The organism is Pseudonocardia sp. DSM 110487, assembly GCF_019468565.1.
GTDB lineage: Bacteria > Actinomycetota > Actinomycetes > Mycobacteriales > Pseudonocardiaceae > Pseudonocardia.
Genome location: NZ_CP080521.1, coordinates 3,159,580 through 3,185,199, shown reverse-complemented (window position 1 = coordinate 3,185,199; position 25,620 = coordinate 3,159,580). Strand labels below are relative to the sequence as shown.

Sequence of the window (25,620 nt, the reverse complement as noted above, 5' to 3'; positions counted from 1 at the left end):
AGCTCGCTCATCCCAGCGCGTCCGCCGCTGTCCGCAGGAGCAGGGCCGCCGACGTCGCCCCCGGGTCCTGGTGGCCGACGCTGCGCTCGCCCAGGTAGCTGGCGCGACCCTTGCGGGCCTGCATCGGCGTGGTGGCGTCGCGGCCCTGCGCCGCGGCGTCGGCGGCCGCACTCAGCGCGCCGGACGCGTCCTCCCCGCCGAGTGCGGCGTCGAGTGCGTCGACGGCAGGCGCGAGGGCGTCGTACATCGTCTTGTCGCCCGCCTCAGCCTTGCCACGGGCTACGACGCCGTCGACACCCGCCCGCAGTGCCGCGGCGAACAGCTTCTGGTCGACCGTGTCGGTGTCGCCGATCGCCGTGGCCATCCGCAGGAAGAACGTGCCGTACAGGGGGCCGCTGGCGCCGCCGACCGTGCTGACCAGCGTCATGCCGACCTGTTTCAGCATCGCGGCCGGACCGGACGTGGAGGCCTCGTCGAGCTTCGCGATCACCGCCTTGAAGCCGCGGTTCATGTTGGCGCCGTGGTCGGCGTCGCCGATCGCCGAGTCCAGGCGGGTGAGCTCCGGCTCGTGCTCGGCGATGGCGGCCGCGAACGCGCGGATCCAGCGCTCGACCGCGGCCGCGTCGATCACGGCGAACTCGTCGGGTCCCGCCATCAGACGCCCCACCGCATGCCGGGCGTCCGGACCGGCGCGTCCCAGAGCCGCAGCAGCTCGTCGTCCAGCTGCAGCAGGGTGACCGAGCAGCCGGCCATCTCCAGGCTCGTGATGTACGGCCCCACCAGCGACCGCGCGACGGAGACGCCGGCCTTCGCGAGGATCCGCGACACCTCGCGGTACATCACGTACAGCTCCAGCAGCGGCGTGCCGCCCATCCCGTTGACGAACAGCAGCGTGCCGCCGTCGCCGGTGAAGTCACGGTCGGTGAGGATCGGCTCCACCAGCATCTCCGCCACCTCGCGCGCGGGCGCGAGCGGCACCCGTCGCCGCCCCGGCTCGCCGTGGATGCCGATGCCGATCTCCATCTCGTCCTCGGGCAGGTCGAACGTCGGTTGCCCGGCGGCCGGCACGGTGCACGACGTGAGCGCCATGCCCATGCTGCGCCCGGCGTCGTTGACCCGCCGCGCGATCGCGGCCACGCCCGCGAGGTCACGGCCCTCGTCCGCAGCGGCGCCTGCCAGCTTCTCCACCAGCACCGTGACGCCCACGCCCCGCCGGCCCGCCGTATAGAGGCTGTCCTGCACCGCGACGTCGTCGTTCGTCACGACCGACACGACCTCGACGCCGGTGTCGGCGGCGGCGAGCTCGGCGGCCATCTCGAAGTTCATGACGTCACCGGTGTAGTTCTTCACGATGTGCAGCACACCCGCGCCGCCGTCGATGCCGCGCGTGGCCTCCATCATCTGGTCGGGCACCGGTGAGGTGAACACCTCGCCCGCGCACGCGGCGTCGAGCATTCCTGGCCCGACGAAGCCCCCGTGCAGCGGCTCGTGCCCCGACCCGCCACCGGACAGCAGCCCGACCTTGCCCTGTACGGGCGCGTCGGCCCGATAGACGATTTTGTGGTCGAGGTCGACCCTCAGGTCGGGATGGGCCGCGGCGATACCGCTCAAGGCCTCGGTGACGACGTCGGCAGGATCGTTGATCAGCTTCTTCACGCCGGCCCTCCGGAGCGACTGGGACGATCTCGCGGACCCTACGACTCCTTTGTGTCCCGCGCCACGTCCTGGGGCGCGTCGAAGTGCGACCGCAGCGCCCGCTCCAGCGAACGCCGCAGCGCGGTCGTGAGCGCGGCAGGCTCGTGCGGGCCCCTGACGAGCGCGGTGAAGAGGAAGCCGTCGAACGTGGCCGCGAGCTCTTCGGCCGAGCGGTCGGGGTCGGGTGCGCCTGCCGCGCGCAGCAGTCCCGCGGCGAACGCCCTGATCGTGTCCCCCGCACGCACGAACAACGCCTTGAGTTGCGGGTCCCGCGTCGCGGCGAGGGTCAGCTCGTAGCGGGCGACCGTGCGGTACCGCTGCGTCGTGACCATTCCGACGGCGACGTCGACGAGGGCGTCGGCCAGCACGTGGGCGTCCAGATCGACCGCCGGGATGGCCGCTGCCTCTACGGCCAGGTCCAGCTCGAGCAGCCGCTCGACACAGCCCTCGACGAGCGCCGAGCGGCTGCGGAAGTAGTACGACGTGCTGCCCAGCGGGATGCCGGCCGCCGCGTCGACGGCGCGGTGGGTGAGCCCCCGCATGCCGTGCTCGGCCAGCACGTGCAGGGCACCGTCGAGGATCTCGGTTCTGCGGTCCGGCATCGTCCCTCTACATCTGTCGAGCCGAGTGGGCTACGCTCGACTCTACAGACGTAGAGGAGGGGGACGGCATGCACGTCGTCGTGATCGGCGCGGGCCTCGGGGGACTGGCCGCCGCGGTGGCCGCGGACCGGGCCGGGCACACCGTCACCGTGCTGGAGCGGGCGCCCACGCTGCGCGAGACCGGAGCCGGAATCGGAATCATGCCCAACGGGGTGCTTGCGCTCGACGCGCTCGGGCTCGGGGAGCCGGTGCGGGCGCAGGCGGGCCCGCTCGACGCCGGGAGCGGGATGCGGGACCGGGACGGGAAGCCGCTGCTCACGGCCGACATGGCCGCTGTGCGGAACCGCGTCGGGGCACCGCTCGTCGTCGTCCGCCGGTCATGGCTGCACAGCCTGCTCGCCGACGCGCTCGCGCCCGGGACGGTGCTCACCGGTATGCCCGTCACAGCGCTGCGCGACGCGGGGGACCACGTCGAGCTCCGCACGGGCGGCGGTCCGGTGCACGCCGACGCCGTGGTCGTCGCCGACGGAGCCCACAGCAGGCTGCGGGCCGCGCTGCTGCCCGAGCACCCAGGACTCGCGGGCTCCGGTGAGCACGCGGCGCGCGCGATCGCCCCCGCCGCGCCGCCGGGTCTCCCGCTGCCGGTGGGCGAGTCCGTCGACCACCGCACCGGCGACCGCTTCGGCTGCATGCCGCTCGCCGACGGAGGCGTGTACTGGTACGCCACGTGGCACGGCCCGTCGCCTGCCGATCCCGCCGAACGGCACCGCTGGCTGCGCGAGCGCCGTGCCGGGTGGCATCCGGCGGCCGTCGCGCTCATCGACGCGACGCCCGCCGACGTCGTGCACGTCGTGGAGACCGAGCAGCTGGTCCACCCGCTCGCCACCATGGCCATCCGCCGCGTCGCGCTGCTCGGCGACGCGGCCCACGCGATGACCCCCGACCTCGGGCAGGGCGCCTGCCAGGCGTTCGAGGACGCCGTGACGCTCGGCGCTGTGCTCGACGGCGCCTCAGCCGCCGACGTGGCGGCCGCCCTGCGGGACTACGACGCGCTCCGGCGGCCCCGCACGTCCGCGCTCCAACGCGAGTGCCGCCGCATGCACCGGCTGCTCGGCCTCACCGGATGGCGGGGCAGGCTGCGGGACGCGCTGCTGCGCCGGGTGCCGCCTGCGCTCGCGGTGCGGTCGCTGGCCGCCCAGTACCGGTTCACGCCGGAACCCGCGCGGCGCGAGGCGTCAGCTCGCTAGGCGGACCCTGGCGAGCACCGCCCTGTGATCGGTGCCGGGGAGGTCGAGCACCTCGAACCGGGTGGTTTCGGCGTCGGCGGGCACGAGCACGTGGTCGATCTGGATGCCGAGCCAGCGGGGCACACCGGCCGGGAACGTGCCGACGAGGCCCCGCCCGGTGCCCTCGGCGGCACTGCGGCAGCGGCCGAGCGCGGCGCGCAGGGCTGGGTGGTCGAACGTGGCGTTGAGGTCGCCCGCCACCAGCGGTGCCACCGGCGCGGCACACCAGCTCCCGATGAGCGCCAGCTCGTCGTGCCACCATGTGGTGCCATGCCCCGACATCGGCGCGGTGGGGTGTACGCCGTAGAGGGTGCGCGCGCCCAGGATGCCGCCGGTGACCTCCAGGTGCGGCAGCCGCATCCCGCGGCCGCGGCGCACCCGCACGTCACCGGCGCGCTCACCGACCAGCAGGACGACGTCGTAGCCGTCGCGACGCCCACCGCCCGACGCCACCCATGCGCGGTAGCCGAGCCCGGCCAGCAGCGGCATCAGCTTGTCGCGGAAGTCGGCCCCGGCCTCGGGCAGGACGACGAAGTCCGGGCGCTCGTCGGCCACCAGCGCGGCGAGCGCGGCGGTGTCGGCGCTGCCGTGCCACACGTTGGCGGTGAGCACGGTGACGTCGGCCGGCCCCGGCGCCGCGGCGGGCCGCCGGGAGGCGCGGTGGACGATCGACGCACCGGCGGCGGTCCCCGCCGCCGCGAGGCCGGCAGCGAGCGGACGGGTGCGGGCGCGAGTGGCCAGCAGCGCGGCCCCGGCGAGCAAGGACGCCGCCACGTGCGGACGCCACGCCTGCGCGACCGCGGTGAACGTGGCCGGACCGCCTCGCGCGAGCGCCTGGGCCGTGTACACCTTCTCCGCGACCATGGGCCGGAGGCTCCGCGGGACGAGCGGGCGTACCAGCGCGGTCACCAGCGGTACCAGGGCCATGGATGCCGGATCCTCTCTGATGTGGGCGCCCGGCAGTCGCGTCGGCGGGCATCGGGTCAACGTCCACGACGTGCGGCCGGTTCCTCGGCGGGGCGCGCACCACGGTATCCGACCTCCGATCGGCAGCCCCGGGCATGATCCTTCCGAGATCCGGCTCGTCGCCCTCGCGGGGACGATCCGGCGCATCCCGGAACGATCGATCCTTGCGAGATCGCGGTCTCCGCCCTGCTCAGGGCGCTGAGCCTGGTTTCGGAAGGATCTTGGTCCCCAGTACGCCGAGGGTGAGGAGCAGGCGGTCCCGCGGGTCGCCGATGCAGCGGCCGGTGGCGGCCTCGATGCGACGCATCCGGTAGATCACGGTGTTGCGGTGGCAGAAGAGCGCGCTGGCCGCGTGGGTGGGTGAGCCGCCCGCGGCGAGCAGCTGCTCGAGGGTCTGCAGGAGCGTGTCCCGGTCGGCGGGCGGCAGGTCGAGGAGGCCGCCGAGGCCGGCGCGCAGCACGCGCGGGGCGAGCTCGGGGCTGTCGGCGAGCAGCGCCTCGGGGAGCCGCTCGTCCAGTACCGCGAGGCCGGGCCCGCCCAGGGTGCGGGCGGCGGTGTGGGCCAGCCGGTAGCCGGTGTCGAGGGCGGCCAGCCCGTCCACCACCGGGGAGACGCCCACCCTGCCTGCCGCGCACGGGCGCAGCGCGTCCAGGGCGATCCGCGGAGCGCGGTGACCGAGCGCCGCGACGCCGACCTCGTCGCGAGGGCGCAGGAACCAGGCCGACGCGACGCCGACGGCGGCAAGGGCCTCCTGCGGCCCGCGCAGTGCCTCCTCCCCCGACGGGTCCACCGGCGCGACGACGCACAGCACCGGCCCGGTCTCGGGGAGCCCGAGCACGGTCGCGGCGTCGCGGAGGAAGGCGGGGTCGCCACCGCGGCCCTCGATGAGGCCGTCGAGGACGGCGTGGCGGCGGCCCAGGTCGTGGCTGTGTGCGCGCAGCTCCTCCTGCCGGTATGCCTGCACGAGTGCCGACGAGCTGCTGTCGTTGACCCGCCACACGTAGCTCGCCGCGTCCAGCAGCGCCTCGTCGTACCCGCCCGCGAACCGCCGCCGCGACACCTCCAAGAGCGCCTCCCACAGCACCCGCCCACCCAGGCGGTAGGCGCGCAGCACGACCTCGAGGGGCACACCCGAGCGGGCTCTGCGCCGCCCGGTGTCGCAGGACGTGTCCTCCGGGTCGACGCCGTCGGGCACCTGGTCGGCGATCACCTGGACCCCGCGCTCAAGGTTGGCCCTGCACGCGGCGCGCAGCTCCTCGATCATGTCCCGCTCGGCGTAGGCAGGCTCGCGCTGCAGCACCAGCACGGTGAGGCGATCGGCGAGGCCGTCGACGTCGTCCAGCAGCGCGGAGCCGAGCACCCGCAGCGCCTCGTCGGCGGCCGGCCGCAGCCGGCGGCCAGGGCGCCCGATGGGCAGCATTCCGGCACTCTGCAGCAGCGCGCACAGCTCCGTCCAGACCCACCGGGCGCACTGCCCAGTTCAGCGCACCGGATGTTGGGCGCTGCGCCCATGGAATCTGTTGGGCGCTGCGCCCAAGGTGTGAACGGGGTCACCGCTGCCACCGGGGAGGACGCCCTGTCGTGAAGCCGTCCGCAGAAGAGATCCCGGTGTTCGCGGTGGCGGGGGTCGGCGTCCGGTTCGGCGGGCTGGTGGCGCTCGACGACGTCTCGCTCGCCGTCGCCCCGAGCGCCGTGCACGGCGTGATCGGGCCGAACGGCGCGGGCAAGACCACCCTGTTCAACGTCTGCTGCGGCTTCGTGCGCCCCGACAACGGGCAGGTGCTGCGCCACGGCCGCACGGTGCGCGACCTGCGCCCGCACCGGCTCGCGGCGATGGGCGTCGCCCGCACGTTGCAGGGCGTCGGCCTGTTCCGCGGGCTGACGGTGGCCGAGAACGTGATGGTCGGCGCCGATCGGCACCGCCGCGCCGGGTTCGCGGCCAGCCTCTTCGCGCTGCCCCGCTCCGACCGCGACGAGGCCGCGCTGCGCGAGCGCGCGATGGCTGCCCTGGCGGCGCTGGGCGTCGACGGCTACGCCGGCCGGCTGCCGGGGAGCCTCCCCTATGCCGTGCAGAAGCGGGTGGCGCTGGCCCGCGCGCTCGCCGCCGAGCCCGACCTCCTGCTGCTCGACGAGCCCGCGAGCGGCCTCGGCGCCGACGAGATGGCCGAGCTGGGCGAGCTGATCCGCGGGCTCACGGCCCGGATGTCGGTGGTGCTGGTGGAGCACCACATGGACCTGGTGATGAGCGTCTGCGACCGGATCACCGTGCTGGACTTCGGCCGGGTGGTGGCGGAGGGCACCCCTGACGAGGTGCGCGACGACCAGGCGGTCATCGATGCCTACCTGGGCGAGGAGGCGCGGAAATGACTTGTCGCGCCGGGAGAGCGGCGTGAGCACCGGCAGCCTCGAGGTGCGAGGGCTCACCACCACCTACGGGGCCGTTGTCGCCGTGGACGGGGTCGATCTCATCGCCGAGCCGGGGCAGATCACCGCCGTCCTGGGGGCGAACGGTGCCGGGAAGACCACGCTGCTGCGCACGATCTCCGGGCTCGTGCGGCCGTCCGCCGGGCAGGTGCTGCTCGACGGCGCCGACCTCACCCGGGCCCGGACCGAGGAGATCGCCCGCGCCGGGATCGCGCACGTGCCCGAGGGGCGCGGGGTGATCACGGAGCTGACGGTGGAGGAGAACCTGCGGCTCGGGGCGATGCTGGGGGCCTCCCGGCGCCGCACCGAGCGCGGCCTCGAGCAGGTCTACGAGATGTTCCCACCGCTCGCGGAGCGCCGCCGCCAGTACGCGCACGTGCTCTCCGGCGGCGAGCGGCAGATGCTCGTGATCGGGCGCGCGCTGCTGACCGGTCCGTCGGTCCTGCTGCTGGACGAGCCGTCGCTCGGACTGGCGCCGCGGATCGTCTCGCAGATCTTCGAGCTGCTGCGCGGGCTCGTCGACGCCGAGGGCACCACCGTGCTGCTGGTGGAGCAGAACGCGCGCAGCGCGCTGTCCATCGCCGACGTCGGGATCGTGCTGAACCTGGGCCGGGTGGTGGCCCGCGAGGCCGCGGCAGTCCTCGCAGCCGACGAAACCCTCCGGCACGCCTACCTCGGGTTCTAGGGAGCGTGATGCAGCAGTTCCTCAACGTGACGCTGACCGGTCTCGGGCAGGGCGCTATCTACGCCGCGTTCGCGCTGGCCCTCGTGCTGATCTGGCGCTCCACCCGGATCGTCAACTTCGCGCAGGGCGCCATGGGCATGTTCACGACCTACCTCGCGCTAACGCTGATCGAGGCCGGGCAGTCCTACTGGGCAGGGCTCGCCGTAGCGCTGGTGGCCGGGCTGGTGCTCGGCGCCGTGATCGAGCGGCTGGTCATCCGACCGGTCGAGGGCGGGCCGGAGCTGAACGCCGTGATCGTCACGCTCGGGCTGTTCGTGGCGCTGCAGGCGCTCGCCGCGATCCTCTTCGGCTCGACGTTCCGCTCGTTCCCGGCGCCGTTCGACCTGCGCGGGTTCACCGTCGGAGACGTCAACATCGCGTTCACCGCGAACAGCATCTACGTGATCGTCGCCGTGGTCGTGGTGATGCTCGGGCTGGTGGCCCTCTTCCGGTTCACCGACCTCGGCCTGAAGATGCGCGCCGCCGCGTTCAGCCAGGAGGTCTCCCGGCTGCTCGGCGTGCGGGTGGGGCGGATGCTGACGCTGGGCTGGGCGCTCGCGGCGGTCGTCGGCTCGCTCGCCGGCCTGCTCATCGCGGGCGGCAGCCTGGTGTTCCCCGCCTACATGGAAGCCGTGATCGTCTACGGGTTCGTGGCCGCGGTGCTGGGCGGGCTGGACTCCCCCGGCGGCGCCGTCGTCGGCGGGCTGACCATCGGGCTGCTGCTGTCCTACGTCAGCGGCTACCTCGGCAGCGAGCTCGTCGCGCTGGCCGCGCTCGCGATCCTGGTCGCGGTGCTGCTGGTACGGCCGCAGGGACTGTTCGCGCGCACCGCGGCGCGGAGGGTCTGATGGTGCAACAGACCGACCGGCCCGCCACCCGCGCCGTTCCGGTTCGCAAGCGCCGGTTCCGGTGGCGCCCGCGCTCGACGTTCGGGCGGCACGGGCTCGCCGTGCTGGTCGCGCTGGTCGCCGTGGTGCTCGTCCTGGAGCTCACCAGCCCGTTCCGCAACTCGCAGCTCGCCACGATGTCCTACTACGCGATCGCCGCGGCGGGCCTGACCGTGCTCACCGGGCTGAACGGCCAGATCTCGCTCGGCCACGGCGCGCTCATGGCCGTGGGCGCGTACACGACCGGCCTGCTGCTCGGCCCCGAGGGGGACGGCGCCCTGACGCTCCCGCTGATCATGCTGATCGCCGCCGCCGTGACGGCGCTGGTCGGAGCGGTGGTGGGGGCCGCGGCCGCGCGGCTGCACGGGCCGTACCTCGCGGGCGCCACGCTCGCGCTGGCCGTCGCCGTGCCGGGGCTGGCGATCTACTTCGACCACACGCTCGGCGGCGAGCAGGGTCTGCGCATCGCGTCGCCCGAGGTGCCGGGCTGGTTCGACGCCACGATCTACTTCCTGTTCGCGCACGAGACGCCCAGCGCGAAGTACCTCGCCTACCTCGGCTGGGGCACGCTGCTGCTGGTCCTGCTGCTGCTCGCGAACCTCATGGCCGGGCGGGTCGGGCGGGTGTGGCGCGCGGTGCGTGACGACGAGGTGGCCGCGGAGCTCGCCGGGATCCGGCTGGGCCAGGTGCGGGTGCTGGCGTTCGTGGTCAGCGCGGCGTGCGCGGGGCTCGCGGGTGCGGTGCTCGGCGTCGTCGTGCGGCTCGCGGCGCCGAGCGGGTTCACGATCGTGCTCTCGCTCTCGCTGCTCACGGCGGTGGTCGTCGGCGGGCTCGGCAGCCTGACCGGTGCCCTGCTGGGCAGCGCGCTGCTGGTGTTCCTGCCGCCCGCCGTCACCAACCTCGGCATCGGCGCCGGGCTGGACGGCACGCAGGCCGCGCAGCTCGCGCCGTTCGTCTACGGCGTGGTGCTGATCCTCGTGATGCTGCTGGCCCCGACGGGGGCGGTCGGCGTGCTGAAGAAGGTCTCGGGTCGCCGGAGGAGGACACGATGAAGGCAAGGGCTCCCAAGGTCCGGAATCTCTGCGCCACACTGGCGGCGGCGTTGCTGATCAGCGCATGCGGCGCGGGTGGCCGTCCGCAGGAGGGCGGCGGGACGGAACCGCAGGTCGGCGTCACCGCCACGTCGGTGAAGGTGGGCGCCCACTTCCCGCTCACCGGGGTGGCCGCGCCGGGCTACAGCGAGATCCCGACCGGCACCAAGGCCTACTTCGACTTCGTCAACGCCGCCGGTGGCGTGCACGGCAGGCAGATCGAGTACGTCTTCCGCGACGACGCCTACAACCCCACGCAGACCAGCCAGGTCGTCAACGAGCTCGTGCTGCAGGACCAGGTCTTCGCGATCACGGGCGGGCTCGGCACACCCACCCACTCCGCCGTGCTCGACTACCTCAACAGCGAGGGCGTGCCCGACCTGTTCGTCTCCTCCGGCTCCCTGCTGTGGGACCAGCCGCAGGAGAACCCGATGACGTTCGGCTGGCAGCCCGACTACGAGATCGAGGCGAAGATCATCGGGCAGTACGTGGCGCAGAACTTCCCGCAGGCGCGGGTGGGGTTGTTCCTGCAGGACGACGACCTCGGCCGGGACGCCGAGATCGGCGCCCGCCGCTACCTGGAGAGCCAGATCGTGGCCGCGGAGCGGTACACGCCGGGCAACACCGACGTCGCCCCGCAGATCGCCGCGCTGCAGGCGGCCGGGGCCGACCTGGTGATCGGCTTCAACGTGCCGTCCTACACGGCGCTGTCGCAGCTGCAGTCGCTGCGGCTGAACTACCGGCCGCAGTGGATCTACTCGAACATCGGCTCCGACCCGGCGCTCGTCGGTTCGCTGCTCGCCCGCTTCTCCGAGGGCGCCGTGACCGACGCCGGCCTGCTCGAAGGCGTGCTGACCACCGAGTACCTGCCCGGCGTCGACAACCCGGACAACCCGTGGATGCAGCTGTTCCAGCGGGTGTGGGACGCCCATGGCGGCGAGGGCGAGCTCACCAACTACCGCGTCTACGGGATGGCCGAGGCGTACACGTTCGTGCAGGCGCTGCAGGCCGCGGGCCCGAACCCCACGCGCGAAGGCATCGTCGACGCGGTCGAGCGCTCCGGCGCCACGTTCGAAGGGCCGTGGGCGGCGCCGTTCCGCTACTCGGCCGAGCGGCACGCCGGCATCTCGGGCGTCCAGGTCACCCGGATCACCGGGGGCACGACGCAGAACCTCACCCCGGTACTGGTCACCGACAACGGCGACGCCCCGATCACGGAAGCTACCGAGGAGCCGGCCCAGCCTCCGGCCGACGGCATCCCGGATGTCCAGCCGGTGAGCTGAGGCCGTGGCTCGCCGGTCGCGGGGGCGTACTTCGCGCTGATCACCTCGTTCGACGACCTCACCGTCGCCCTCTTCGTGGTGACCACCGACCTGCAGACGCTTCCGTCCGGATCTTCAACCACCTCCGGTACAACTACGACCCCAGGGTCACCCCCGTGGGCACGCTGATGGTGTTGCTGGCCGTCGTACCGAACAGCCGGGCCGGCCGCTGGAGATCGGAGTAGTTCCGTGCGCGTCATCGTCATCGGAGCCGGAGTGGTGGGCGCGGCCGTCGCAGCCGGGCTGACCCGGCGCGGCGCCGAGGTCACCGTGCTCGACGCAGGCCGCCCCGGCGCGGGCACAACCGCGACGTCGTTCGCGTGGGTCAACGCCAACAAGAAAGACCCGCTGCCGTACTTCGAGCTCAACAACGCCGGCATCGCCGCGCACCACGCGCTGGCCGGCGGGCCCACGCCATGGTTCTTCCCCACCGGGCACCTGGAGTGGGCGACCACCGACGAGCACGCCGCGCTGCTGGCCGCCCGCCTGCCGAAGCTGCAGGACCGGGGCTACCCCCTGCGGCGGCTCACCCGCACCGAGGCCCTCGAACTGGAGCCCGACCTCGTCGCGCCAGCGGACACGGAGTTCGTGTTCTACCCCGAGGAGGCCCACACCCTGCCCGGCCTGCTGCTCGCCCGCCTACTCGGCGAGGCCCGCGACCGCGGCGCAACAGTCCTTCCGCACACCGAGGTGACCGGCATCGACCTCGGGACGCCCGCCGTCACGACCGCGCGCGGCGACTCGCACACCGCCGACGTCGTCGTGAGCTGCGCGGGACGGTGGAGCACGCCCGTGGCCGCGCTCGCGGGCCTCGACGTGCCGCTGCTCGACCCCGACCTGGCCGGCTCGGCCACCGTCGGGTTCCTGGCCACGACCGAGCCTGTGCCCGCCCGGCTGTCGCGGCCCCTCACCGACTCCCGGCTCAACGTGCGACCCGACGGCGGCGGGCGGCTGCTGCTGCAGGCCCTCGACCTCGACGGCGCCGCCGACCCGGCCGCCCCACCCCCTGCCGACGGTCCGCTCGCCGCCGAGATCGTCGGCCGCCTGCCCGCCGTCCTCGCGCTCACGGAGGGCACCCGACTGGAGAAGATCCGCGTCGGGCAGCGCCCCCTTCCGGCGGACGGCCTGACGATCGCCGGCTTCGCCGACCCGGACCGCCGCTTCTACGCCGTGGCGACCCACAGCGGCATCACCCTCGCCCCGCTACTGGGCGACCTGGTGAGCGGCGAGCTGTTCGGCACGGAATCGCCCCTGCTGGCGGAGTTCCGCCCGAGCCGCTTCGCAACCGGTCGCTCAGAAGCGACCCCCGCGGCGCCCCGCCTTCCGGGAGAGCAGTAGGACTAACCCGAGTTTCCGGAACGTCCGGGGCCGTGCGCATGCGCACAGTTCGGAGCACCGAGGCCATACCCGCAAGTAAGGTGAGGCTTCCTTAGTCTGGGAGACCTTCGATGCGACTGCTCGGCCTGCTCCTCGCCGGCCTACTGGCCGCGACGGCCTGCTCCACCTCGGCGCCCGAGTCCACCGGCACCGCGAGCTGGTCGTTCACCGACGACCTCGGCAACACCGTCACGGTCGCCGAGCGTCCCACGCGGATCGCCGGGCTCACCGACGTCGTGGCGTCGCTGTGGAACTACGGGATCAAGCCGGTGGCCGCGTTCGGCTACACCGGGATCAGCCAGGACAAGCGGTTCGCCGATCGCGACCTCTCCGGCGTGACCGAGCTCGGGCCGATGTACGGGCAGATCGACCTGGAGGCCCTCGCGGCCGCCGACCCCGACCTGATCGTGACGCACGCCTACCCCGTCGACGTCGCGGGCACGATCGACCCGAACGCCCCGCTATACGGGTTCACCGACCTCGCCCAGCAGGAGGCCGCCTCCCGCATCGCCCCGATCGTCGCGGTCACGATGGACGGTTCGGCCGTGCAGGTGATCGACCGCACCGCACAGCTGGCGCTCGCCCTCGGCGCCGACCCGGCCGTGGTCACCGGCGCCCGCGCCGAGTACGACACGGCGGCCGATCGGCTGCGCACCGCGGCGGCCTCCGGGCTGCAGGTCCTGGTGGTGGCCGCCTACCCCGCCGAAGGCTTCTACGTGGCGAAGGCCCCCGACGACCCGACGCTCACCGCGTTCGCCGACCTCGGGGTCCGGTTCGTCGACCCGGGCGGTACCGGCTACTACTGGCAGATCGTGAGCTGGGAGAACGTCGGCTCGCTTCCGGCCGACATCGTGCTCGAGTCGCAGATCGACGACATGACCGCCGAGCAGATCCTCGCGCAGCCGACGTTCGCGCGGACGCCCGCCGGGCAGGCGCGCCAGGTCTACCCCTGGTTGTTCGCGACCATGGACTACACCGCCCAGGCGGCGTACATGACCGAGGTGGCCGGGTACATGGGGTCCGCGCGCAAGGTGGTGTGAGCCTCGCAGAGTTCCGGGCGTGAACGCTTTCGATCTCGCCCCGGACGTCGTGGACGGCTTGGCTGTACGTTCTTCACGCTGATGTCCGAGACCGCGCTGCTGCGTCAGTCGGCGGTTCAGAAGCTCGCCGGGTCCCGATAGGGTGTAATCACGTAATCCCGGAGGGGTTTCCCGTGACCGACACCGTTCCCACCTTGTACGAGTGGTGCGGCGGCTTCGCCGCGCTGCGCCGCCTCACCGACGTCTTCTACAAGCGGGTGCTCGACGACCCACTGCTCGAACCGATCTTCCGTAACATGAGCCCCGACCACCAGGACCACGTGGCCCGCTGGCTGGGCGAGGTGTTCCGCGGGCCCGCCGACTACACCGACCACCTCGGCGGCTACCCGGCGATGCTCTCCCACCACATCGGCCTTGCCATCACCGAGGAGCAGCGGGCGCGCTGGGCGCGGCTGATCGCGCAGAGCGCCGACGAGGCCGGCCTGCCCGACGACCCGGAGTTCCGCTCGGCGTTCGTCGCGTACGTCGAGTGGGGCACCCGGATCGCCAAGGCCAACTCCGCACCTGGCGCCAACCCGCCCACCGACTACCCGGCCCCGCGCTGGGGCTGGGGAGAGGCGCCGCCCTACACCCCCTGACCCCTCAGGCCAGCGCGCGGCTGCCGGCGACGAGGGCAAGGGCGGGGTGGCGTAGACCCAGCCCGCCCGCCCCGCGGACGATGCCCTCCTTGACCATCGCGGCCATGCGCCCGGTGAGCATCGGCCCGATCGGGCGGTCGTTCGAGCCGGCGTACTGGACGAGGCCGTCCTTCCGGCCGAGGCTGATGCACTGGCCGTCGAAGTCGACGCGCAGCCGGCGCGGGGTGCGACCGGCCATGCGGTCGCCGATCGCGCGGACGGCGCACGCGGCGGCCAGCCCTCCGGGCCCGCACCCCATGCGCAGCTCCCGCCCGTCCGGCCTGTGGGTGGCCGCGGCGTCCCCGATGGCGTAGACGTCGGGGTGCGACACCGACCGCATCGTGCCGTCCACCAGCATGCGCCCGTTGTCGCCGACGGCCAGCCCGGCCTCGCGCGCCAGTTGCGGCACCCGGAAGCCGGTGGTCCAGACCACCGCGTCGGCGTCGACGTGCTCACCGCTCTCCAGCAGGAGACCGTCCGCGGCGACCTTGGCCACGGGCGCGTGTTCGTGGAGCCGGATGCCGAGGCGGTCGAAGGCGCGATACAGGTGGGCCTGGCCGGGCTCGGACAGCGCGGGGCCCAGCGTGTCGCCGGTGACCAGCCGCACCGTCCGGTCCGGGTAGGTCTCGGCCAGCTCGGTGGCGGCCTCGATGCCGGTGAGCCCACCGCCGACCACGGCGACCGTCGAAGCGGTGCGCATCCGCTCGTGCAGGCGGGCGGCCCGCTCGGCGTCGGCGATCGCGGTGGCGTGCTCGGCCGCGCCGGGGACGGCGTCCAGATCGGCCTGGCTGCCCAACGCGTACACCAGCAGGTCGTAGCGCACCGGCTCCGCGCCGCTCGCCAGCTCCACCTGCTGCTGATCGGGGTCGATGCGGGTGACCTGGTCGACGAGCAGCCGGACGCCGGTGCCCCGGAGCAGGTCGCGCAGCGGCACGTCACGGAGCCGCTGGCCGGTCGCGAGCTGGTGGTTGCGCATCCGCTCCACGAACCGGTCCCGGTTGTTGACCAGGGTGACCGTGGCGCGGCGGGCGAGCAGCTTCGCGGCGGTGAGGCCGGTGTAGCCGGCGCCCAGAACCACGATGTGCGGGGTCGATGTCATGTGCACGAGACGCCCGCGGCTCGCGCCGCGTGACATGACGTGACGCGCGTCACTAGGGACGCCACCTATTCCGGGCGGGCCACGAGGACGTTCACGCCGCTCCCCGGGCCCGTCGGCAGGACCCGGTGGAGCCGGAAGCCTGCGGCGGCCAGCAGTGCGGCGAACTCCTCGGCCGTCCGCTCCTGGCCACCCAGCAGCGTCAGCATGTGCACGTCCATCCGCACGGCGGCGGGGTCGTCGGCCGCGTGTTCCGGGAGCACGGCCTCGACCAGCAGGAGCGTGCCCTCGTCCGGCATCGCGCGGCGGACGGTCCGCAGGATGGCGACGGCGTCGTCGTCGGACCAGTCGTGGATCACGCGGGAGAGCACGTAGGCGTCCGCCCCCGCGGGAACCTCGGCGAAGAAGTCGCCGGCGACGGCCGGCAACTGCGCTTCCCGCACGACCTCGGGCCGGTCGAACAGCGTCACCGACAGCTGCGGCACGGCCCGCACGATCTCCCGCGACAGCACGCCCGTTCCCCCTCCAACGTCGACGAGGGTGCGGAACCGGCGGAAGTCGTACGCCTCCACCACCGCGGCCGCCTCGCGCGCGGCGCGCACCGCCATCGAGCCCTGGAACCGGGCGCTCTCCACCGGGTGCGCGTCGAGGTACTCGAAGAGCGTCCTGCCGTGGACGCGCTCGAACGGGACGCCGCCGTCGCGCACCGCGTCCAGCAACCCCGCCTCCGCGGCGTAGTACAGCCCGCCGCGGGCGAGTACCGCCCCGCGTTGGGAGCCCTCGACCCCCTCCCGCAGCAGCTCGCCGGTGGCCGTCAGCCCGAACCTGCCCCCGGGCAGCTCCTCGAGAACCTCCTCGGCGGCGAGGCCGCGCAGCACCCGACGCAGATTCCCCGCGTCGGCGCCGACCTTGCCGGCGAGCTCCTCCGCGGTACGCGGGCCATCGGCCAGCTCGTCGGCGACGTGCAGCTCGGCCACGACCCACAGCAGCTGGGTCACGACGTAACCGTCGGTGAGCCTGGCGAGCCGGGCATCGGGAGTCATGCACGAGGACGCTATGGCCGCGCCGCCTCGACGCCTATCCGCCGGACGGCAGCACGCGGGACTACTCGTCGCGCTGCCGCGCATCCCGGAGCTGACGCCGGACGTCCTCCAGGACCCATCTGTGGTGCCCGCCCGGGGTCGTGTACTCAGGCGTGATCACCCCGTTGGTGATCCATACCAGGGATCGTGCCGCGGGCGACACCCAGCTCGCGGGCGTCGGCGCGAGAAGCGCACCAGCGCGGTCGCCGCCGCACCAAGGTCCTTCTCGAACCGATCAACCGCTGGGCGGCAGCACGCAGAACTCGTTGCCCTCCGGATCCGCGAGCACCACCCACGGCAGCTCCGGCTCGTCGGAGATCCGCGTGGCGCCCATGTCGACGAGCCGCTGGACCTCCGCCTCCTGCGTGCCGACGGCGGGCGCGATGTCCAGGTGCAGCCGGTTCTTCCCGGACCGCTCCTCGGGCACCGGCTGGAAGAGCAGCACCGGACCCTTTCCCGTGCCGATCTGCACGTACTCGACGCCGTGGGCGTCGCGCCACCGCCGGTCCACCTCGGTGCCGAGCGCGGCGCACCAGAAGGTGGCGCAGCGCTCAGGGTCCCGGCAGTCCACGGCCACCGCGATCAGCCTGCTGACCATGCCCGCCCCGTTCCCGCCCCACCGGCCGCGAAACGCCGACCGGCGGCGGGGGGATACCCCAGGCCGGGACGGAGGGCAGCCGGCTACGGGACGAGCGCGCGGTCGGTTTGGCTTTGCTCATGCGATCCGTGCGCATCGCTGCCACATTCCTCGCCGGCCTCGCCCTCGCCGCGTCGACGGTCTCCTGTGGATCGGCCCCACCCGAGCACGACGATTTCCAGGTATGGCTGGGCGACTTCCCCGTACGAGCGCGGATCGACCGGCCGGCGGCCGGCCGGGTGCCCGCCCTGGTGCTCGTGCACGGAACGGGCCCACGAGACATGGATCAGACCGTCCGCGGATACGACGGCACGGTCCGCTCGCGCATCTTCGCGGATCTCGCGCGGTATCTGTCTGCCCGCGGAATTGCCGTCGTCCGCTACGACAAGCGCCATGTCACCGGCCCGGACTCCGTAGACGCTGCCGGGTTCGCGCGGCTCACCCAGCAGGAGCAGGTCGCGGACGTCGACAGCGTGGTACGTGCCGCGAAGCTCGACCCGCACGTAGATCCGGACTGGGTGTTCGTGTACGGCTGGAGCGAGGGCACCGCCGTCGCGGCCGAGTACGCCGTCCGGCACGGCGACATCGCCGGGCTGATCCTGCAGGGCAGCGTGAACGTGCCGTGGTACGACGGGTTGGTGGACCAGGCGCTGCACGTGGCCGAGCCTCACCTTCGCCGGTACGCCCGCGACGGTTCGCTCGACGCGGACGGGCTGCGTCGCGCCTGGCTGGGCGCGGGCGGTCTGCAGGTCAAGGAGTGGATCACCTTCGTGGCTCCCGGCGCGGCGAGCGGCTCGTTCATCCCGGGCCGGGAGTTCGATCCGGATCAGGACGGTCGGGTCGAGCTCGACTCGGAGTGGCGTGCAGCCGTGCCCGCCTTCGTTGACTCCCTGCTCGCGCCGAGTGGCCCGCTGGCGAGCTGGGGCCGCCGCCGCGGCCTGCCATCCGTCACGGAGCAGGCACCGGGACTGCGGCTCCCGGTGCTCGTGCTGCAGGGCGAGCACGACGGGAACGTGCCGCCGGCCTCCGCACACGTCCTCGACGATGCCCTGCGCGAGCACGGCACCCTGCGGATGTATCCGGGGCTCGGGCATTCCCTCGGACCGGCCGTCGACCGCGCAGATGACGATCTTCGACCCATCCACGAGCTCCCGATGGCGGACATCGTGGCCTGGCTCGACCAGCACGCGCGCGCCTGATCCCGACTCGAGTGCATCCAGAGCCCGACTCGCGTGCACGGAGACCGCGACTCGCGCACACCCAGAGCGCGACTCGCGGGAAATCAGTGCTCGTCGAACAGGACGCTCACCGACTCGCCGTTGTGGATCCGCCGGACCGCCTCGGCCAGCGCGGGGGCGATCGAGAGCACCGTGAGCTTCTGGGCGTGCTCGGCGCCCGGCACCGGGACGGTGTTGGTGCACACGATCTCGGCGACGTCGTCGCGCTGCCCGATCCGCTCGAGGGCGCCGTCGCTGAACAGGCCGTGCGTGCAGGCCACGCGCGCGGAGGCGATGTCGTGGTCGACGAGCCGGTCGAGCAGCTCGACGATCGTGCTGCCGCGGGCGATCTCGTCGTCGAGCACCACGACGTCCTTGCCGCGGACGTCGCCGATGATCGAGCTGATCACGACCTTGTCGTCGGAGATCCGCTCCTTCGCGCCCGCCGCGACGGGCAGGCCGAGCAGCCGTGCGAAGCGCGAGGCTTCCTTTGCGTTGCCGAGGTCCGGCGACACGACGACGGAGTTGGACAGGTCCCCGCCGCGGAAATGGCGGGCGAGCTCGTGCAGCGCGTGCAGGTGGTCGACCGGCACCCCGAAGAAGCCGTGCACCTGCGGGGAGTGCAGCGTCATCGTCAGGACGCGGTTCGCGCCCGCGGTCTGCATGAGGTCGGCCATCAGCCGGGCACCGATGGAGATCCGCGGCGCCCCCTTCTTGTCCGAGCGCGCGTAGGCGAAGTGCGGCATCACCACCGTGATCCGCGCGGCCGACGCGCCGCGGGCGGCATCGAGCATCAGGAGCAGCTCGACGAGGTGTTCCTGGACCGGCTGCACCAGCGGCTGCACGATGAACACGTCCCGCTCCCGGCAGTTGGCCTGCAGCTGGACCTCGAGGCAGTCGTTCGCGAACCGGGTGAGCCGCGACGGCGCGAGCGGCACCTCCAGGTGGTGGCAGATCGCGGCGGCGAGCTCCGGGTGGGCCGAGCCGCTGAAGATCGTGATCTCTTTCATCGGGTCCTCCAGTCTCGGCGGCGCGCGTCGAGCAGTGGCGCCTGCAGCTGCGCCCACGGGGAGAGCTGCCCCGTGCCTGCCGCCGCGAGGAACGCCTCCCAGGTCCACCACTCCACCGAGTCGACCTCGTCGGGCCGCGCCCGCGGCTCGCCGACCAGCGTGCAGACGTACACGGGGCAGAGCTCGTTCTCCTCGATTCCGCCCGCCGCGGCGCGGTAGGCGAAGTCGGGCAGCACGAGCCGCAGGTCCACGGCGCCCAGTCCGAGCTCGTCGGCCAGCCGCCTCCGGACCGCGTCCTCCATCGCCTCGCCGGGCGCCGGGTGGCCGCAGCAGGTGTTGGTGCGCACACCCGGGAAGGTCACCTTCTGCTTCGCGCGCCGCGTGACGAGCAGGCGGCCGTCGCGGTCGAAGCCATAGCAGGAGAACGCCAGGTGCAGCGGTGTGGTCGCCCCGTGCACGGTGGCCTTGTCGGCGACGCCGATGGCGCGCCCGTCGTCGTCCAGGAGCACGACCTGCTCGGGAGGGCCCACGGCGTCACCGTAGTCGATCGCTTGCTTTTCATACATACACGCATGTATGAAAGACACATGCGCAGGACGGCCGAGGACACAGCGGCCACCCGCGCCGCTCTCGTCGACGCGGCGCTCTTCGCCTTCGCCCGCGACGGCATCCACCGGGCGACCCTCGCGGGGATCGCCGAGGCGGCGGGCGTCACGCGCGGTGCGGTCTACCACCACTTCGCCGACAAGGACGCGCTGCTCGGCGCCGTGCTCGGCGAGACATGGGACGTGGTCGCGGCACCGATCTGGGCGGCCCTCGACACGCCGGGCACCCCGCTCGTCGCCCGGATCGAGGCGTTCGCGCTCGCCTGGCTCACGGCGTTGCGCTCCGACCGCCGGTTCGCCGCCCTGATGACGGTGAGCCTGCGGGCGGCGGGCACCGGCGGCGGGCTCGCGGAGAAGGCCGCCGGGTTCCGGGCGTGGCGCGACCGGCTCCGGGCGGCGTTGCGCTCCGAGCTCGCCACCCCGGACCCGGCCGCCGCGCACCTGCTGGCCTGGCTGAGCGGCACCGCGCTGCTCGCCGGCCACGACCCCGCACTCGTTCCCCCGGCCGACGCGAGTGGCGTTCGGCCCCTACTCGGAGGGATCCTCCCGTGATATCTCGCGGACCGACCCGGCCGCGCGCCGCGGTTGCGGTCGTCACGCTGGCGCTCGTCGTCGACATGTTCCTGTACGGCAGCCTCGTGCCGCTGCTGCCGGTACTCCCCGCGGTCGCGGGCTCCACCGGTGCGGCTGGGCTGCTCTTCGCCGCGTACGCGGTGGCGATGCTCGTCGCCACGCCGGTGGTGGGCCGGTGGGTCGACCGCAGCGGCCCGCGTGCCCCCCTGCTCGCCGGCCTGATCGCGCTCGCCGCCGCGACCGTGCTGTTCGCGGCCGTGGTCGACGTCCCCGGCACGGTCGGGCTCGCGGTGCTGTCGCTCGCGCGGGCCGCGCAGGGCGTCGCCGCCGCGGCGAGCTGGTCGGCGGGGCTGGCCCTCATCGCGAGCACCCACCCGCCCGAGCGGCGCGGCACCGTGATGGGGCTCGCGCTCTCCGCGATCGGGTTCGGCGTGCTCCTCGGGCCCGCCGTATCCGGCTTCCTCGCAGACGCGTTCGGCCCGCGCGCCCCGTTCCTTCTGGTCGCGGCGCTGGCGGCGGCCGACGCCGTGGCCCGGATCCTCTGGGTCGGGCCCACCGCCGACGCACCGGCGTCGGCGCCGCTGCGGGTGGTCGCGCGCGGGCCGCGGGCCGGGCTGCTGATCGGGCTCACCGCGCTGGGAGCGGCGGCGATCGCGTTCGCCGAGCCGGTGCTGCCGCTGCACCTGTCCGCGCTCGGGCTCGGCGCCACCGGAATCGGGCTGGTCTTCGGTGCGTCCGCGCTGCTCGGTGGGCTGGCGGCCCCGCTCGCCGGGATGGTGACCGACCGGCTCGGCGCGGCCCGGGTGGCCGCCCTCGGCACGCTGGTGGCGGCCGCCGGGTTCGTGTTGTGCGGGCTGCCGGTGGCCGGGGCGTCGATCGCCGGTGTGCTCGTGGTCGGGGTCGGCGCGCAGCTCGTGCTCGCGCCCACGCTCGTGCTGATCGGCGCGCTGGCCGAGCACATCCAGCCACCCGCATACGGCGCCGCGTACGCGCTCTACAACCTGGCCTACACCGCCGGGCTCGCCGTCGCACCGCTCGCGGCCGGTACGGCGGCCGCTCTCGCAGGCGTCGGCGCGACGACGATCGCCGCGGCCGCGGTCGCCACCCTCACCGGCACATGGCTCCTCCTGCGCCGCGCCCCGGCGCCGTCACCGCAAGGGGCAGAGAGACCGCGCGAATAGCTGCCCCTCCGGTGGTCGGTCAGCGCCTGCGCGGGAGGCGGTACCAGCGGGTGGCGGTGCCGGCGCGCACCTCGGCCAGCCCCGCGTCGTCGACGCCCGCCGCGACGACCGCGGCCTCCAGGTCGCGCAGGGCCGTGGCGTAGTCGGCGCGGATCGTCACGACTGGCCAGTTGCTCGCGAACATCAGGCGCTCGGGGCCGAACGCCGCCACGGCGTGGGCGACGGCCGGGGCGATCGCGGCGGGATCCCAGCGCGGCCACGTGGTGAGCAGGTCGATCCCGATCGAGAGCTTCAACGCCACGTTCGGGCAGGCGGCGAGGGTGGCGAGCCGATTCACCCATGCGTCGAGATCGCCGGTCTCGAGGGGCGGACGGGCCAGGTGGTCGACGACGATGCGCAGTTCCGGCACCCGCCGCGCGAGCCCGGCCACCGCGGCGACCTGCGCGTCGGTCACCGGGACGACGTCCCACACGAGGTCGGCGGCGGCCAGCGTCGTCATCAGGCCGGGGTCGAGCCAGTCGAGTGAGTCCCGGGCGACGAGGCAGCGCACGCCGCACCACTGGGATCGGTCGGCGCGGGCGAGCTCGGCGCGGGCAATGGCCGGGTCGGCGAGCGGCAGCCACCCGACAACCCCAGCGACCTGCGGAAACGCCGCAGCATATGCGGCGAGCCGGTCGTTCTCCTCCGGGGTGTCGACCGACTCGACGAGCACGGTGGCCTCGACGCCGGACGCCTCCAGGAGCGGGGCGAGGTCGGCGGGCTCGAAGTCGACGGCCAGCTGCGTGTGCGTGGGACTGCGCCACGGCTGTTCCTGGAGGGCGGTGCGCCAGAAATGGTGATGTGTGTCGATCACGATCCGCTCCAGCGGGGCGCCCGGCGGGCGACGAACGCGGCCACGCCCTCCCGGAAGTCGGCGCTGCCGTAGCAGTCGGCGAGCACGTCGTCGGCGTCCACGTCGACCGAGCCGAGACGCCGGTCGATCTCCTTGAACCCGGCGAGCGTGCGGGGCGCGCCGGACGCGAGCCGCTCGGTGAGCTCGGCGGCTGCGGTGTCCAGCTCGTCGGGCGGCACGACGGCGTGCACGAACCCGGCGGCCGCGGCCTCGGCGGCGTCGATGTTGCGGGCGGTGAGCAGCATGCCCATCGTCCGGGAAACGCCGAGCCTCCGCTGCAGCCGCGCCACCACGGCCGGGGCGAGGCAGTTGCCGAGCGTCCGCGCGATCGGTGCGCCGAAGACGGCCCGGTCGGTGGCCACCAGCACGTCGCAGCACGCGGCGAGGGCGAGGCCACCGCCGACGGCCGGCCCGTCCACCACGCCGAGCACGGGCACCGGCACCGCCAGCAGGTCCTCGATCACGGCGCCGACCCGGCGCTCGTAGTCGAGGCCGTCGGCCGCGCGAGAGAACTCGGTGAACTGGGCGATGTCGGTACCGGCCGCGAACGCCTCGCCCGCGCCCCGCAGCACCACGACGCGCAGGCCGGGGTCGGTGCGCGCCGCGACGCAGAGCTTCTGGAGGTCGTCGTACATCTCCCAGGTCAGGGCGTTGCGCCGGGAGGGGTTGGCCAGCTCCACGTGCAGCACCGGCCCGTCGCGCCTGCTACGCACCTCCCCTCGTGAGTGGATACGCGCGCTATGGCTCGCTTTACCACTCACGACCAGGACCTCCTCGTTGTGTTGTCCGAGCAGTGGCGGGGGCGTCCGCACCGAGGCGGGCGTGCGGGAGAGACGCAGGGGCGAGGAGAGCACCGGCACCGGTCCCTCCACCGGGTGCTCGACGGTCGTGACCATCCCCCGCGCCCGCACGTGCGGGTCCTCCTCGAGGACCTGCTGGTAGTCCTGGATCGGCCCGGCCGGCACGCCCGCGGCGAGCAACCGATCCACCCACGCGGCCGTGTCGTCGGCGGCGAGACGCCGTTCCAGCTCCACCACCAGGTCGGCGCGGTGGGCCATCCGGTCGTCGTTGCGGGCGAACCGCGGGTCGTCGGCCAGCTCCTCGGCGTCGAGGGCCCGGCACAGCCGCTGCCAGAGCCGCTCGTTGTTGGCCCCGACGGTGATGAACCCGTCGCGCGTGGCGAGCGCCTGGTACGGCGCGGACATGCGGTGGGCGGAGCCGAGCGCCTGCGGGGCCTGCCCGGTGGCCCAGAACTCCGTCGACTCCCACACCGACAACGCGACCGCCGCCTCGAACAGCGACGTCTCGACGTACTGGCCCTCCCCCGTGCGCTGCCGGGACGCCCATGCGGCGAGGATCCCGACCGCCGTGAAGAGGCCCGCTCCGAGGTCGGCCACCGGGATGCCCGACTTCACCGGCCGGTCCCCCGGTTCCCCGGTGACGCTCATGATCCCGGCCATCGCCTGCGCGATCAGGTCGTAGCCGGGCCGCTCGGCATAGGGGCCGGTCTGGCCGAACCCGGACACGCTCGCGTAGATCAGGCCGGGGTTGAGCGGGGCGAGCGTCTCGTGGTCGACGCCGAGCTTCGCCGCCACGCCTGGGCGCCAGTTCTCCACCACGACGTCGGCCGAGCGCACCAGCTCGTGGAACGTCGCGCGCCCCTCGTCGGACTTCAGGTCCAGGGTGACGCTGCGCTTGTTGCGGTTGAGCGCGAGGAACGCGCCGGGGTGCGCGAACGACGAGCGCGTCTGGTCGCCTGACTCCGGGTTCTCCACCTTGACGACGTCGGCTCCGAGGTCGGCGAGGATCATCGTGCAGAACGGGCCCGCCATCACCTGCGTGAGGTCGAGGACGGTCATGCCGGCCAGTGCACCATCGTGATCATCCATACGTTTCCCTTCAGGTGGTGGCGAGTGCCGCGTTGACCTCGGTCATGAAGGCGCGCGCTGCGTCCCTCGTCGATGTACCCCCGAACGCCACGCTCTCGTACGCTCGCACGAAAGCGCCCTCGAAGCTCGCGTGGTAGCCGGGCGGGTAGACGACGCTGACCGGCTTCTGCGACACGATCCGCTGGTACAGGTCGAGCTCGGCATGCTTGAGCGCCGGCAGGTCCGGGTCGTCGAGCTGTTGCTGCAGGTGCCGGGTGTTCGTGACGGCGCCGTTGGCCGACAGGAACGCCTTCGCGGCGGCGTCGTCGTTCATCCAGAAGTCGACGAACGCGGCGGCCGTGGGGATGTTGTCGCAGGTGGTCGGGATCGAGAAGCCCGAGGTGAAGAGCACGTTCCCCGGACCGGCCGGCCCCGTCGGCTGCGGCAGCGTCACCAACTGCTGGCCGGGCCGCGTGCCGTCGAGGGTCTTCTGCGCGGGGGTGAGGGCGTTGCCCGGCAGGTTGTCGACGAGCACCCGGCCCTGGGCGACGTAGCGCTGCTCGGTCTGGTTCGGCTCCTCGGCAGTGGCCTCGGCCGTGGTGGTGACGCCGGCCGCGCGCAGCCGCTCCCACATGTCCCAGAACTCGACCAGCAGGTCCTCGGAGAAGCCGAGCTGCCGGTCGGCGAACAGGGACTCGCCACGCCCGGCCGCGTAGGAGATGAAGTTGTTCGGCAGCGACCCGCCGAGGTTGACGGCCGGGATGCCCTCCGGCAGACCCGGCTGGGCCCGCGTCACCCAGTCGGCGAAGGCGTTCCAGTCGTAGCCCTCCGGCGGCAGGCCGACGCCGGCCTGCTCGGCGAGGGTCCGGTTGACGGTCATCGCGTCGTAGGCCGCGCCGTACGGGATCATGTAGAGCTTCCCGTCGAGGCCGCGGCCGGTGTCGAGCACCTCGGCAGGGACGGCGGACACGTCGATCGTCCCGGCGTCGATCATCGGCTGCAGGTCGAGCAGCACGTTCTTCGTGGTGTAGTCGTTGAGCTGGCGGCCCTGCATCTGGGTGACGCAGGGCATGTTCCCGCTCGAGGCCTGCACGTTGAGCCGCTCGAAGTAGGCCTGGAAGTCGGCCGACTCGCCTTCCACCGTCGTGCCCGGGTGCGCTGCCTTGAACAGGTCGATCACCGCGTTCGTCACCTCGTTGCGCGGGCCGGAACCCCACCACGCCATGCGGACGTTCCCTGCGACCTCACCGGTGCCCGTGGCGCCCTCGTTCGGGTTGGCGCCGATCGAGGTGCCGCCTGCGCAGCCGGTGGCGAGCAGGCCGAGCGCGAGCGCTCCGGCCGAGAGCGAGCGTGTGAACATCGTTGTTC

General features: G+C 73.4%; 25 protein-coding genes. 12 read left to right on the top strand and 13 right to left on the bottom strand.

Annotated elements, in window-relative coordinates:
- Positions 1 to 7 precede the first annotated feature (7 nt).
- From dhaL to K1T35_RS14760, 3 genes are read right to left on the bottom strand one after another with little or no spacing between them, the layout of a single operon-like run.
- Positions 8 to 655: a dihydroxyacetone kinase subunit DhaL gene (dhaL, locus tag K1T35_RS14770; RefSeq protein ID WP_220260732.1), complete on the bottom strand. Its 648-nt coding sequence runs from the start codon at positions 653 to 655 to the stop codon at positions 8 to 10.
- Positions 655 to 1,656: a dihydroxyacetone kinase subunit DhaK gene (gene dhaK / locus K1T35_RS14765; RefSeq protein ID WP_220260731.1), complete on the bottom strand. Its 1,002-nt coding sequence runs from the start codon at positions 1,654 to 1,656 to the stop codon at positions 655 to 657. The genes dhaL and dhaK overlap by 1 nt, the downstream gene beginning before the upstream one ends.
- A gap of 38 nt (positions 1,657 to 1,694) precedes the next feature.
- Positions 1,695 to 2,297 carry a TetR/AcrR family transcriptional regulator gene (locus K1T35_RS14760; protein ID WP_220260730.1) on the bottom strand — a complete coding sequence of 201 codons (603 nt, stop codon included), beginning with the start codon at positions 2,295 to 2,297 and terminating at the stop codon, positions 1,695 to 1,697.
- A 68-nt stretch (positions 2,298 to 2,365) separates the two neighbouring features.
- Here K1T35_RS14760 and K1T35_RS14755 point away from each other — a divergent pair, with 68 nt between their 5' ends.
- Positions 2,366 to 3,544 (top strand): NAD(P)/FAD-dependent oxidoreductase, encoded by a 1,179-nt coding sequence (locus K1T35_RS14755; RefSeq protein WP_220260729.1) that lies wholly within the window; start codon positions 2,366 to 2,368, stop codon positions 3,542 to 3,544.
- Here the strand turns inward: K1T35_RS14755 and K1T35_RS14750 are convergent.
- Positions 3,533 to 4,510 carry an endonuclease/exonuclease/phosphatase family protein gene (locus tag K1T35_RS14750; RefSeq protein WP_220260728.1) on the bottom strand — a complete coding sequence of 326 codons (978 nt, stop codon included), beginning with the start codon at positions 4,508 to 4,510 and terminating at the stop codon, positions 3,533 to 3,535. The genes K1T35_RS14755 and K1T35_RS14750 overlap by 12 nt on opposite strands.
- A 229-nt stretch (positions 4,511 to 4,739) precedes the next feature.
- Positions 4,740 to 5,969, bottom strand: a complete 1,230-nt coding sequence (locus tag K1T35_RS14745) for a CdaR family transcriptional regulator (protein ID WP_220260727.1) — start codon at positions 5,967 to 5,969, stop codon at positions 4,740 to 4,742.
- 161 nt (positions 5,970 to 6,130) lie between these two features.
- Between K1T35_RS14745 and K1T35_RS14740 the strand changes: the two genes are divergently transcribed.
- From K1T35_RS14740 to K1T35_RS14705, 8 genes are all read left to right on the top strand, one after another.
- The gene (locus tag K1T35_RS14740) at positions 6,131 to 6,916 is read left to right on the top strand and encodes an ABC transporter ATP-binding protein (RefSeq protein WP_220260726.1); all 786 of its coding nucleotides are present in this window, start codon (positions 6,131 to 6,133) and stop codon (positions 6,914 to 6,916) included.
- Entirely contained in the window at positions 6,885 to 7,658 is a 774-nt protein-coding gene (locus tag K1T35_RS14735; protein ID WP_220260725.1) for an ABC transporter ATP-binding protein, read from the top strand. Before K1T35_RS14740 ends, K1T35_RS14735 begins: the two co-directional genes overlap by 32 nt.
- Positions 7,659 to 7,666: 8 nt before the next feature.
- A complete protein-coding gene (locus K1T35_RS14730; protein ID WP_220260724.1) occupies positions 7,667 to 8,545 on the top strand; it encodes a branched-chain amino acid ABC transporter permease in 879 nt (292 codons plus the stop codon).
- Positions 8,545 to 9,636: a branched-chain amino acid ABC transporter permease gene (locus tag K1T35_RS14725; protein ID WP_220260723.1), complete on the top strand. Its 1,092-nt coding sequence runs from the start codon at positions 8,545 to 8,547 to the stop codon at positions 9,634 to 9,636. The genes K1T35_RS14730 and K1T35_RS14725 overlap by 1 nt, the downstream gene beginning before the upstream one ends.
- Entirely contained in the window at positions 9,633 to 10,958 is a 1,326-nt protein-coding gene (locus K1T35_RS14720) for an ABC transporter substrate-binding protein (protein WP_220260722.1), read from the top strand. Before K1T35_RS14725 ends, K1T35_RS14720 begins: the two co-directional genes overlap by 4 nt.
- A 228-nt stretch (positions 10,959 to 11,186) precedes the next feature.
- The gene (locus K1T35_RS14715) at positions 11,187 to 12,335 is read left to right on the top strand and encodes an FAD-binding oxidoreductase (RefSeq protein ID WP_220260721.1); all 1,149 of its coding nucleotides are present in this window, start codon (positions 11,187 to 11,189) and stop codon (positions 12,333 to 12,335) included.
- Between the two features lie 110 nt (positions 12,336 to 12,445).
- Positions 12,446 to 13,414 carry an ABC transporter substrate-binding protein gene (locus K1T35_RS14710; RefSeq protein ID WP_220260720.1) on the top strand — a complete coding sequence of 323 codons (969 nt, stop codon included), beginning with the start codon at positions 12,446 to 12,448 and terminating at the stop codon, positions 13,412 to 13,414.
- 173 nt (positions 13,415 to 13,587) lie between these two features.
- The gene (locus K1T35_RS14705) at positions 13,588 to 14,052 is read left to right on the top strand and encodes a group II truncated hemoglobin (RefSeq protein ID WP_220260719.1); all 465 of its coding nucleotides are present in this window, start codon (positions 13,588 to 13,590) and stop codon (positions 14,050 to 14,052) included.
- A 4-nt stretch (positions 14,053 to 14,056) separates the two neighbouring features.
- Here the strand turns inward: K1T35_RS14705 and K1T35_RS14700 are convergent, their stop codons facing one another.
- The 3 genes from K1T35_RS14700 to K1T35_RS14690 form a co-directional block, all read right to left on the bottom strand.
- Positions 14,057 to 15,190, bottom strand: a complete 1,134-nt coding sequence (locus tag K1T35_RS14700; protein ID WP_220260718.1) for an NAD(P)/FAD-dependent oxidoreductase — start codon at positions 15,188 to 15,190, stop codon at positions 14,057 to 14,059.
- Between the two features lie 65 nt (positions 15,191 to 15,255).
- On the bottom strand, positions 15,256 to 16,230 hold the full coding sequence (locus K1T35_RS14695) for a methyltransferase (protein WP_220260717.1): 975 nt from the start codon (positions 16,228 to 16,230) through the stop codon (positions 15,256 to 15,258).
- A 274-nt stretch (positions 16,231 to 16,504) separates the two neighbouring features.
- Entirely contained in the window at positions 16,505 to 16,867 is a 363-nt protein-coding gene (locus K1T35_RS14690; RefSeq protein ID WP_220260716.1) for a VOC family protein, read from the bottom strand.
- Between the two features lie 119 nt (positions 16,868 to 16,986).
- On the opposite strand from K1T35_RS14690, the gene K1T35_RS14685 reads away from it, so the two are divergent.
- The gene (locus tag K1T35_RS14685; protein WP_220260715.1) at positions 16,987 to 18,105 is read left to right on the top strand and encodes an alpha/beta hydrolase; all 1,119 of its coding nucleotides are present in this window, start codon (positions 16,987 to 16,989) and stop codon (positions 18,103 to 18,105) included.
- A gap of 83 nt (positions 18,106 to 18,188) precedes the next feature.
- On the opposite strand, the gene K1T35_RS14680 is transcribed toward K1T35_RS14685, so the two are convergent.
- Together K1T35_RS14680 and idi are read right to left on the bottom strand one after the other, a co-directional pair.
- The gene (locus K1T35_RS14680) at positions 18,189 to 19,133 is read right to left on the bottom strand and encodes a ribose-phosphate pyrophosphokinase (RefSeq protein ID WP_220260714.1); all 945 of its coding nucleotides are present in this window, start codon (positions 19,131 to 19,133) and stop codon (positions 18,189 to 18,191) included.
- Complete coding sequence (gene idi / locus K1T35_RS14675) at positions 19,130 to 19,663, bottom strand: isopentenyl-diphosphate Delta-isomerase (protein WP_255621893.1); 534 nt, start codon at positions 19,661 to 19,663, stop codon at positions 19,130 to 19,132. Before idi ends, K1T35_RS14680 begins: the two co-directional genes overlap by 4 nt.
- 57 nt (positions 19,664 to 19,720) lie before the next feature.
- Between idi and K1T35_RS14670 the strand changes: the two genes are divergently transcribed.
- On the top strand, positions 19,721 to 20,290 hold the full coding sequence (locus K1T35_RS14670) for a TetR/AcrR family transcriptional regulator (protein WP_255621892.1): 570 nt from the start codon (positions 19,721 to 19,723) through the stop codon (positions 20,288 to 20,290).
- Positions 20,287 to 21,492, top strand: a complete 1,206-nt coding sequence (locus K1T35_RS14665) for an MFS transporter (protein ID WP_220260711.1) — start codon at positions 20,287 to 20,289, stop codon at positions 21,490 to 21,492. Before K1T35_RS14670 ends, K1T35_RS14665 begins: the two co-directional genes overlap by 4 nt.
- A gap of 19 nt (positions 21,493 to 21,511) precedes the next feature.
- Here the strand turns inward: K1T35_RS14665 and K1T35_RS14660 are convergent, their stop codons facing one another.
- Genes K1T35_RS14660 through K1T35_RS14650 form a run of 3 tightly spaced genes read right to left on the bottom strand, consistent with a single transcriptional unit; the run spans position 21,512 to position 25,612 of the window.
- Positions 21,512 to 22,345, bottom strand: a complete 834-nt coding sequence (locus K1T35_RS14660) for an amidohydrolase (protein ID WP_220260710.1) — start codon at positions 22,343 to 22,345, stop codon at positions 21,512 to 21,514.
- Positions 22,342 to 24,243, bottom strand: coding sequence for an enoyl-CoA hydratase (locus K1T35_RS14655; RefSeq protein WP_220260709.1), 1,902 nt, complete (start codon positions 24,241 to 24,243; stop codon positions 22,342 to 22,344). The genes K1T35_RS14660 and K1T35_RS14655 overlap by 4 nt, the downstream gene beginning before the upstream one ends.
- 40 nt (positions 24,244 to 24,283) lie before the next feature.
- A complete protein-coding gene (locus tag K1T35_RS14650; RefSeq protein ID WP_220260708.1) occupies positions 24,284 to 25,612 on the bottom strand; it encodes an ABC transporter substrate-binding protein in 1,329 nt (442 codons plus the stop codon).
- Positions 25,613 to 25,620: the final 8 nt, after the last annotated feature.